Origin of the sequence: Curvibacter gracilis ATCC BAA-807 (assembly GCF_000518645.1) — a bacterium.
Classification (GTDB): Bacteria; Pseudomonadota; Gammaproteobacteria; order Burkholderiales; family Burkholderiaceae_C; genus Curvibacter; species Curvibacter gracilis.
In genome coordinates this window covers 1-9953 of sequence record NZ_JADZ01000056.1, presented here as the reverse complement: position 1 = coordinate 9953, position 9953 = coordinate 1, and the positions used below count along the sequence as shown (strand labels likewise).

Below are 9953 nucleotides of genomic sequence, written 5' to 3'. Positions count from 1 at the left end.
AAGTGAGGCGGCCGCCGGGCCGCAATCCCGGCCTCCGAACTCAAACAAGGAGCAGAAGCCACAGAGCGAAGCGGCAATCGCGACCCAACGCAAGCTCGTCCGATCCCGCACCCGATCCCGACTTCCCCGTGGGGCAGGGCCGAGCAGCGCAGCGCCAGGGGGATCAGGCCCCGCGTCTGTCTGAGCGCAGCGAGTTTAGCGGGGACCCCCCTGGCGCGAGCAGCGCAGGGAACCACGAAGTGGCCCTGACTTCGGGTCGCCTTTCTTTGCTTACTTTCTTTGGCGAAGCAAAGAAAGTGAGGCGGCCGCCGGGCCGCAATCCCGGCCTCCGAACTCAACCAAAGAGCAGAACCCACCAGAGCGCAGCGGCAACCCAGAACCCTAAACGAGTGGGCAAGCCCTCGCTCACAACCCCCCAGGCGCACTCGCAAACGCATCCGGCAAATCCTCATGGAAGGCAAACCCCGTCTGCCCATCCTGCTTGACGTGGTACATCGCCCGATCCGCCGCCCGCAGCAGGGCTGGCAAATTGGCGCCATCGTCCGGGAAGCGGGCCAGGCCCAGGCTGGCGCCCACACTCAAGGGCTGGCCCTGCCACGCCATCGGGGCGCGCACGGACTGCAGCACCCGGTGGGCCACCTGCCCCAGGCGCTGGCGGTCGTGCAGGCCCATCAGCAGGATCACGAACTCGTCGCCTCCCAGGCGGGCCACCACGTCGGCGGGGCGTACCTGCTCGCGCAGGCGGCGCGCCACCTCCTGCAGCATCTGGTCGCCGGCTTCGTGGCCAAAGCGGTCGTTGATGGGCTTGAAGTTGTCCAGGTCCAGCAACAGCAGCGCATGCCGCTGGCCGGGCTGCAGCAGGCGCTGCGCCACCTGGGCCAGCCCGGCCCGGTTGGCGGCGCCGGTCAGGGTGTCGGTTTCGGCCACGATGGCCAGGTGTTCGGCACGGGCGTGCAGTTCGGACTGCGCCCGGCGCAGCACGCGGATGCGGGTGCCCAGGGCCACGGAGAACACCAGCAACTCGGCGGCCACCCCCAGTTGCAGCACATTGAGGTGCATCGCCGTCCAGTGCAGCACACCCCAGCTCGACAACACCAGCAAGAAGGCCGCAGCAAAGACCACGATCAGGCCCAGAATGTACAGGCCGGCGGGGCGGTAGCCATGGCGCAGGCCCAGCAGCGCCCCGGCCAGACCGGTGACGGCCCCCACCATGGCACCGATCTCGGTCGCCGACATCAGCCAGCGCCAATGGCCCATCAGGCCCAGGACCACCGACAGCAGCATCACCCCCATCAGGCCCTGCAGCAGCCGGTCCACCAGCGGCGCGTAGCGGGCCAGGTCGAGAAAACGGCGCGCAAACAGAATGGCCCCGACGATCCAGGCCGCAGGCGCCAGCACATAGGTCCACTCGGCCAACCAGGGCTGATCCGGCCACAGGTAACGCGCCACATGGCCGTTGAAACTGGCAATGGTCAGCAGCGCGCTGGCGCAATTGAGCAGGTAATACGCATACACCCGGTCACGGAACAGCACCAGCAGCACCAGGTTGTAGGCCAGCATGCCCAGCAGAACGCCGTAGCTCAGGCCGTCGAACAGGCGCTTGGTCTGCACCCCGGCCATGTAGTCGCCCGTGTCCCAGGCCGTGAGCGCATAGACCTGGCCCAGGCGTGACACGGCGCGCAGGTAGATCACGTAGTCGCCGGGCTTTGCCAGGTGAAAACGGTAGACCATGCGCTCGGCGCCCAGCGGACGGGCGCTGTAAGGGTGCGTGATGCCCATGACCACAGGCGGGGCCAAGGCCTGGCCCGAGGCATCGTAAGGCCCATGGAAGGCCAGCTCACTGGCGGCCACCGAAGGCACCGAAATCAGCCAGTCGCCATCGTGGCCCGTCTGGCGCACGGGGATGCGGAACCAATAGGGCTGGATGTTCAGGTTGGTGGCCACCGGGCTGGTCGGTACCTCAAAGCGTGGCAAGAAGACCGGATCGCGCACCTCGTCCACCCCCAGGCGTCCGGTGGTGTCGATGAACACCCCCATCACCCCGGTCAGAGGCAGACCTTCGGGGCCGGCCTTCAGCGTGAGCTCCGGTGCCCCCCCGGGCGGCCGGACAGCCGGCCTCCCGCCCGCCTGGAACAGCACCAGCGCCAGCAAGGCCAACATGAAAAAAAGAACAGCCCCGCCAGCCCACCATTGCGCCCGACTCAGGCGCCGCGGCTCCCACAGGGTCGACAACCAATCCCACAACAACATGCAACAAGTGTAGAGGAGGCCGCTGCAGACGCCGGGCCTGCATGGCATGATGCTGGCCTCTCGAAACCGCCGGAGGCGCCGCCTGCGGCATCGATCAGGGCACGGGCCCTGCGGAAGGAAAGCACATGCTCAAGCTGGTGATCGGCAACAAGAATTACTCCTCGTGGTCCATGCGGCCCTGGGTGCTGCTGCGCCAGGCCGGCATCGAGTTCGAAGAGGTCAAGGTGCGCTTCGACTCCTTTGCGCCCGATTCGGCCTTCAAGCGCGCCCTGGCCCGCCTCAAGGTGGCCGGCAAGGTGCCGGTGCTGCTGGACGGCGACCTGGCCATCTGGGACACGCTGTCGATCGCCGAGTACCTGGCCGAATCCTTCCCCGACAAACACCTGTGGCCGACCGACCGCAAGGCCCGCGCCCGGGCGCGCAGCCTGTGCGCCGAACTGCACTCGGGCTTCAGCGCCCTGCGCAGCCACTGCCCCATGAACATCGAGGCCAGCCTGCCCGAGGTGGGGGCCCTGGTCTGGCGCGACCAGCCCGGCGTGCGCGCCGATGTCGAACGCCTGGAAACCCTCTGGGGCGACGCCCTGGCCGAGCACGGCGGCCCCATGCTGTTTGGTGACTTCAGTGTCGCCGACGCCTTCTTCGCGCCCATCTGCACCCGGCTGCACACCTACGGCCTGCCGGTCTCCGGCACGGTGGCCGCCTATGTGCAACGCGTGCGGGCCCTGCCGGGCGTGCAGGCCTGGATCACCGAGGCCCTGGCGGAGCAGGACTTCCTGGCCTTTGAAGAGCCCTACCGCTTGAAGCGCTGAACCCGGGACCCCTTGACGATGCAGATCTACCTGGTGGGAGGGGCCGTGCGCGACGCACTGCTGGGCATGGCCGTGCAAGACCGCGACTGGGTGGTGGTGGGCGGCACGCCCGAGGCCATGGTGGGCCTGGGCTTTGCCCCGGTGGGCAAGGATTTTCCGGTGTTCCTGCACCCGCAGACCCATGAGGAATACGCCCTGGCCCGCACCGAGCGCAAGAGCGGGCGTGGCTACAAGGGCTTTGTGGTGCAGGCCTCGCCCGAGGTCAGCCTGGAAGACGACCTGGCGCGGCGCGACCTGACCATCAACGCCATCGCCCAGGCCCTGCACCCCGACCCAGCCACCGGCCGCATCGACCCGGCCGACCCTGGCCCAGGCACCCTGATCGACCCCTGGGGTGGGCAGCAAGATCTGCAAAAGCGGGTGCTGCGCCATGTGACCCCGGCTTTTCGCGAAGACCCGGTGCGCATCCTGCGCGTGGCCCGCTTTGCCGCGCGCTTCCCCGACTTCACCCTGGCACCCGAAACCCTGGCCCTGATGCAGGAGATGGTGGAAGACGGCGAGGTGGACCACCTGGTGCCCGAGCGCGTCTGGCAGGAGCTGGCCCGCGGCCTGATGAGCCAGCGCCCCTCACGCCAGTTCGAGCTGCTGCGCGCCTGCGGCGCCCTGAAGCGCCTGCTGCCCGAGCTGGACCGACTGTGGGGCGTGCCCCAGCGCGCCGACTACCACCCCGAGGTGGACACCGGCGTGCACGCCATGATGGTGCTGGACATGGCCGCCCGCCTGAACGCCCCGCTGGCCGTGCGCTACGCCTGCCTGGGCCACGACCTGGGCAAGGGAACCACCCCGGCCGACGTGCTGCCGCGCCACATCGGGCACGAAGAGCGCAGCGCCCGCCTGCTGAAAGACGTGGCCACGCGCCTGCGCGTGCCGGTGGACTGCCGCGAGCTGGCCGACGTGGTGGCACGTGAACACGGCAACCTGCACCGCAGCAGCGACTTCGGGGCCGCCGCCCTGGTGCGCCTGCTGGAGCGCTGCGACGCGCTGCGCAAGCCCGAACGTTTTGAAGAGATCCTGCTGGCCTGCGAGTGTGATGCCCGCGGGCGCCTGGGGCTGGAAGAAAAGCCCTACCCCCAGGCCGCGCACCTGCGTCAGGTGCTGGCCGCCGCGCGCTCGGTGATCACCGCCGATGTGGCGGCCGAAGCGGCTGCTCGAGGAGCCCAGGGCAAGGCTGTGGGCGATGCGGTGCACGCGGCCCGCGTGCACGCTGTGGCGCAATCACTGGGCTTGTGACAGGCCGCGTTGCACCTCAGGGGTTCATCGCCAGTGGTGGCGCCCGCCACCGTGGTACCCCCCGCGCCAGCCACCCCAGTAACCCAAGCCCAGGCCCAAACCAAAGGTGACCGCCGGGTAATAGGACGGCGCATAGTACGTGGGTGCCGCATAGACCACCGGCGGCGAGCTCACATAGGTGGTGGTGGGATAGGTCTCGGTGTAGACCGTCTGAGCCACCGGCGGGGCGTACACCGGGGCCGAGACCGGGGCCTGCTGCGCCACCGGGCTGACCTGCAACTGCACTGTGGGGCCCGGGTCGTTGGGCATCTGGGCGCTGTACTGACGGCCACCGTACTCGTAGACCACGTTGTAGCCCACGGCCCGGTTTTCATAGACGGTCTGGGTGCTGCACTGCTGCACGTTGCTGACCTGGGCCGGCGCCGAGCCCTCGATGCTGTCGCCCAGCATGGCGCCACCGACAACCCCCGCCATGGTGGCCACGGCACGCCCGGCGCCACCGCCCACGGCATTGCCCAGCGCCCCGCCGGCCACCGCGCCCATCAGGGCACCCGCGCCCGATTTGGGGGGCTGCACGGCCACCTGCTGCACCGTGCAACTGGGGCGTTGCACCGCCACCTGCTGGTAGACCGGGGTGGACGAGATGACGCGACCTTGCTCCTGGGCCTGGGCGGCCGTGGCGGCCAGCAACAGGGCCGAGCTGATGAAGATGACGGGTTTCATGGTGATGTGCCTCCGGCAAGAATGCCTTGATACCCTGATTTTGAAAGCAAATCGCGTTCAGGGTTCCTGCTGCCTGTGTAAAGAAAATCGGGCCCCTCAGCGCTGGGCCACGGGCGGCGAGGCTGGTGCAGCATCCCAGCGTCCAGCCGCATTTTTAAGCAACTGCCCCACCGCCAGCAACTGGCGGTTCTTCACGCTGGTCAGCGTGTTTTCGGCGCTCAAGGCGGTGGATTGGGCGCTGATCACGTTGAGATAGCTCACCGTGCCCGCCTTGTACTGGTTCTCGGTGATGGTCAGGGCGCGCTGGGCGGCCTCCAGGGCCTCGGCCTGCACGGCGGCCTCGTCGCGCAGGGCGGCCACGGCCACCAGGTTGTCTTCCACTTCCTGGAAGGCGGTCAGCACCACCTGGCGGTAATTGGCCGCAGCCTGGTCCACCGCGGCCAGGGCCTGGTTGGTGACGGCCTCGCGCCCGCCGGCATCGAACAGGGCCAGGGCCAGACTGGGGCCCAGCGACCAGAAGCGGTGCGGCAGGCTGGTCAGGTCGGCCCACTGGTTGGCCCGGTAGCCGGCGCTGGCCGACAAGGTCAGCGCCGGGAAGAAGGCGGCCTTGGTCACGCCCACCTGGGCGTTGGCCGCCGCCACACGGCGCTCGGCCGCCGCGATGTCGGGGCGGCGCTGCAGCAGGGTGGCCGGCAACAGTTGTGGGGCCTCGGGCAGCCGGGGCAGGCGGGCCGTCACCGGCAGGCTGAAGTTGGCCGGCACCTCGCCCAGCAGCACGGCGATGGCGTGCTCCAACTGGCTGCGCTGCAGGCGCAGCTCGATCAGTTGGGCCTGCGCCGATTTGAGCTGGGTCTGGGCCTGGGCCACATCGGCCGACGAGGCCACACCGGCGCCGTAGCGGTTGCGCGTGAGCTGCAGCGACTTGTCATAGGCGGCCACCGCCCGGCCCACCGACTCGGCCTGGGCCTCGGTGCTGCGCAGCGAGAAATAGCTTTGCGCCAGCGAGATCTGCACCGACAGGCGCGCGGCCAGCAGATCGTCGCGGCTGGCCTGCAACTGGGCACCGGCCACATCGACGGCCCCGGCCAGGCGACCCCACAGATCGGCATCCCAGCTGGCATTGGCCGAGGCCGACACGATGTTGACCGGGCTGGCCGAGGTGCTGGTGCCGGTGCTGCTGGTGGTTCCGCTGCGGCTGCGCGTCTCGCCCAGGCTGCCGGTGACCGTGGGGTAGCGCGCCGCGCGGCTGGAGGCCAGGCTGGCCTCGGCCGTGCGCAACTGCGCCAGCACGGTCTGCAGGTTCTGGTTGTTCACCAGCACCCGGGCCTGCAGGCCCGTCAGCACGGGGTCGTCGAACTGCAGCCACCAGTCGTCCGGCACATCGGGGCTGGCGGCGCGGGCATTCTGCCAGGCCGCTTCGCGGAAGGCCGGCGCCGTGGCCACTTCAGGGCGCTGGTAGACCGGTGCCTGCGAACAGGCCCCCAGGGCCAGCAACAGCGCCAGCGCGGCAGGCCGGCGCAGGGAGCCCGACGACAGGTGAAGCGAAGAGAAACACATCATGGGGCAGCACTTTCAACAGACGGGGCCGGGCGCGGCAGGGCGCGGGCGGCAGTGGTAGCCGCAGTGGCACGGCGGCGCGCCAGGCGCTGGCGCAGGCGGTCCATGCAGACAAAGACCACCGGCGTGGTGTAGAGCGTGAGCAGCTGGCTGAACAGCAGGCCGCCCACGATGGCAATGCCCAGCGGGCGGCGCAGCTCGGCCCCATCGCCCGCGCCCAGCGCCAGCGGCACCGCGCCGAAGATGGCCGCCACCGTGGTCATCAGGATGGGCCGCACGCGCAGCTGGCAGGCGCGGTAGATGGCCTGCGCCGCGCTCACATGGGCGCCGGCCTCGGCCGCCTGCCGCTGCCGCGTGATGGCAAAGTCGATCATCATGATGGCGTTCTTTTTCACGATGCCGATCAGCAGGATGACCCCGATCAGCGCAATGATGGAGAACTCGGTGTCGGTCAGCATCAAGGCCAGCAAGGCCCCCACCCCGGCCGAAGGCAGGGTGGAGAGAATCGTCACCGGGTGGATCAGGTCCTCGTACAGAATGCCCAGCACCAGGTAGATGGTGATCAGCGCGGCCAGGATCAGCAAGGGCTGGCTGGCCATGGACTTCTGGAACGCCCCCGCCGTGCCGCCAAACGAGCCGCGCACGCTGACCGGCACGCCCAGCGCCGCCACGGCGCTGTTCACCGCATCGGTGGCCTGCGACAGCGACACCCCGGGCGCCAGGGCAAAGCTGATGGTGGTGTCGGGCGCGCCGGCCTCGTGTGTGACCGACAGCGGGGTGTTGGTCAGCTCCACCCGGGCAAAGGCCGACAGCGGCACCTGCGCCCCGCTGCTGCTGGTGAAGCGCAGCTGCAGCAGCGACTCGGGCGACTGCTGGTACTCGGGCGCCATCTCCATCACCACGCGGTACTGGTTGAGCGGGTTGTAGATCACCCCCACCTGACGCTGCCCGAAGGCATCGTTGAGCGTGGTGTCGATGGCCGCCAGGCTCAGGCCCAGGCGGCTGGCCGCATCGCGGTCGATCACCAGCGAGTTCTGCAAGCCCTTTTCCTGCATGTCGGAGTTCACGTCCACCAGCTCGGGCAGCTGCATGATGGCGCGCCTAATCGGGGGCTCCCAGGCGCGCAGATCCTCCAGCGTGTCGGCCAGCAAGGTGTATTCGTACTGCGAGTTGGAGCCACGCGCGCCGATGCGGATGTCCTGCACCGGCACCATGAACAGGTTGGCGCCGGGCTCTTTCGAGAGCTTGGCACGCAGGCGGGCCACCACCTGGTCAGCGCTCACGCCGCGCACGGCCAGCGGCTTGAGCGAGATGAACATCGAGGCCGTGTTGCGCTGCCCGCCGCCGGTGAAGCCGCTCACGGCCTCCACCGCCGGGTCGCTGCGCACGATGCCCATGAAGCGGTCCAGCCGGCGTTGCATGGCCTGGAAGGAAGTGGCCTGGTCGGCGCGGATGTTGCCCATGATGCGACCGGTGTCCTGCTGCGGGAAAAAGCCCTTGGGCACCTCGCGGTACAGGTACACGTTCAGCCCCACCACGCCGGCCAGCAGCAGCAGGGTGATCGGCTGCCAGCGCATGGCCAGCGCCAGCGTGCGCCGGTAGGCCCGCTGCGAGCCCCGCCGCACCCGCAGGCCCAGGCGCGCCCAGCGCCCGGGCCGGGCCACCGGCGCATGGGGCTTGAGCAGCACCGAGCACATCATGGGGGTGGTGCTGAGCGACACCACCATGGACACCAGGATGGCCACCGACAGCACCACCGCGAACTCGCGGAACAGCCGCCCCACCACGCCGCCCATGAGCAGCACCGGGATGAACACCGCGATCAGCGACAGGCTGATCGACACCACCGTGAAGCCGATCTCGCGGCTGCCGGCCAGCGCGGCCTGCAGCGGCGTCTTGCCGCGCTCGATGTGGCGCGAGATGTTCTCCAGCACCACGATGGCGTCGTCCACCACAAAGCCGGTGGCCACCGTGAGCGCCATCAGCGAGAGGTTGTCCAGGCTGTAGCCGCACAGGTACATGACGCCGAAGGTGCCGGCCAGCGAGGCCGGCACGGCCACGCTGGGGATCAGGGCCGAGCGCAGATGGCGCAGGAACACGAACACCACCAGGATCACCAGGCCCACCGAGATGGCCAGCGAGCGCTCCACCTCGCGCAGCGAGGCGCGGATGGTGGGGGTGCGGTCCACCGCCACCTCCAGGTCGATGGCCGTCGGGATCGAGGCGCGCAGCTGCGGCAGCAGCGAGCGCACCTCGTCCACCGTCTGGATGATGTTGGCGCCAGGCTGCTTGAACAGGATCAGCAGGATGGCCGGCTTGCCATCGGCCACGCCATAGTTGCGCACGTCCTGCACCGAGTCGATGACCTGGCCCACGTCGCGCAGGCGGATCGCGTTGCCATTGGCGTAGCGCAGCACCACGGGCGCGTATTCGGCGGCACTGAAGGCCTGGTCGTTGGCGCCGATCTGCCAGTTGCGGGCACCGTCTTCCACATTGCCCTTGGGCCGGTTGGTGTTGGTGGCCACCAGGGCCGCACGCACGTTGTCGATGGCAATGCCACTGGCCGCCAGCCGCCCCGGGTCGAGCTCGACCCGCACCGCCGGCAGGGCCCCGCCGCCCACCACCACCTGGCCGATGCCATTGACCTGGGCCAGGCGCTGCGCCAGCACGGTGGAGGCCGCGTCGTACATCTGGTCGCGCGCCAGCACGTCCGAGGTCATGGACAGGATCAGGATGGGCGAATCGGCCGGGTTCACCTTGCGGTAGGTGGGGTTGCTGGGCAGGCCCGTGGGCAGCAGCGCCCGCGAGGCATTGATGGCGGCCTGCACATCGCGTGCGGCGCCGTTGATGTCGCGGTCGAGGTCGAACTGCAGCGTGACGCGCGTGTTGCCCAGCGACGATGACGAGGTGATCTCGGACACCCCTGCGATGCTGCCCAGCGCCCGCTCCAGCGGCGTGGCCACGGTGGTGGCCATGGTCTCGGGGCTGGCCCCGGGCAGGCTGGCCGACACCGAGATGGTGGGGAAGTCGACCTGCGGCAGGGGGGCCACCGGCAGCATGAAGAAGGCAATGAGGCCGGCCAGCACGATGCCCATCGTGATGAGGGTGGTCGCGATGGGGCGGCGGATGAATGGTTCGGAGAAGTTCATTTTTTGAGCCTCTCTGGGGTGTGCTGGGGGCACGGCTGCCAATGAGGGGTGTGCCTTGTCCCTGCTTCAAAGGCATGTTGGTGCCGCTTCGCTCTGTGCCTTCTGCTCTTTGTTGAAGGGCGGAGGCCGGGATTGCGGCCCGGCGGCCGCCTCACTTTCTTTGCTTCGCCAAAGA

6 protein-coding genes are annotated in these 9953 nt (G+C 69.2%); 2 read left to right on the top strand and 4 right to left on the bottom strand.

The window, feature by feature from the left end; translation table 11 throughout:
* Positions 1 to 405: 405 nt before the first annotated feature.
* Positions 406 to 2160: a diguanylate cyclase gene (locus tag L880_RS33600; protein ID WP_051443600.1), complete on the bottom strand. Its 1755-nt coding sequence runs from the start codon at positions 2158 to 2160 to the stop codon at positions 406 to 408.
* Between the two features lie 215 nt (positions 2161 to 2375).
* Between L880_RS33600 and L880_RS0125160 the strand changes: the two genes are divergently transcribed.
* On the top strand, positions 2376 to 3059 hold the full coding sequence (locus L880_RS0125160) for a glutathione S-transferase family protein (protein ID WP_027477976.1): 684 nt from the start codon (positions 2376 to 2378) through the stop codon (positions 3057 to 3059).
* Between the two features lie 18 nt (positions 3060 to 3077).
* Positions 3078 to 4349 carry a multifunctional CCA addition/repair protein gene (locus L880_RS0125155; RefSeq protein ID WP_027477975.1) on the top strand — a complete coding sequence of 424 codons (1272 nt, stop codon included), beginning with the start codon at positions 3078 to 3080 and terminating at the stop codon, positions 4347 to 4349.
* Positions 4350 to 4373: 24 nt separating this feature from the next.
* Here the strand turns inward: L880_RS0125155 and L880_RS0125150 are convergent, their stop codons facing one another.
* The 3 genes from L880_RS0125150 to L880_RS33595 all read right to left on the bottom strand — a co-directional run bounded on the left by L880_RS0125150 (position 4374) and on the right by L880_RS33595 (position 9778).
* Positions 4374 to 5072: a glycine zipper 2TM domain-containing protein gene (locus tag L880_RS0125150; protein ID WP_027477974.1), complete on the bottom strand. Its 699-nt coding sequence runs from the start codon at positions 5070 to 5072 to the stop codon at positions 4374 to 4376.
* Between the two features lie 96 nt (positions 5073 to 5168).
* On the bottom strand, positions 5169 to 6632 hold the full coding sequence (locus L880_RS0125145) for an efflux transporter outer membrane subunit (RefSeq protein WP_245615363.1): 1464 nt from the start codon (positions 6630 to 6632) through the stop codon (positions 5169 to 5171).
* Positions 6629 to 9778, bottom strand: coding sequence for an efflux RND transporter permease subunit (locus L880_RS33595; RefSeq protein WP_043330637.1), 3150 nt, complete (start codon positions 9776 to 9778; stop codon positions 6629 to 6631). The genes L880_RS0125145 and L880_RS33595 overlap by 4 nt, the downstream gene beginning before the upstream one ends.
* Between the last annotated feature and the right edge of the window lie 175 nt (positions 9779 to 9953).

Coding starts and splice junctions, on each gene's coding strand:
- L880_RS0125155 (WP_027477975.1), top strand. CDS start 3,078: ATGCAGATCTACCTGGTGGGAGGGGCCGTGCGCGACGCACTGCTGGGC.
- L880_RS0125150 (WP_027477974.1), bottom strand. CDS start 5,072: ATGAAACCCGTCATCTTCATCAGCTCGGCCCTGTTGCTGGCCGCCACG.
- L880_RS0125160 (WP_027477976.1), top strand. CDS start 2,376: ATGCTCAAGCTGGTGATCGGCAACAAGAATTACTCCTCGTGGTCCATG.
- L880_RS0125145 (WP_245615363.1), bottom strand. CDS start 6,632: ATGATGTGTTTCTCTTCGCTTCACCTGTCGTCGGGCTCCCTGCGCCGG.
- L880_RS33600 (WP_051443600.1), bottom strand. CDS start 2,160: ATGTTGGCCTTGCTGGCGCTGGTGCTGTTCCAGGCGGGCGGGAGGCCG.
- L880_RS33595 (WP_043330637.1), bottom strand. CDS start 9,778: ATGAACTTCTCCGAACCATTCATCCGCCGCCCCATCGCGACCACCCTC.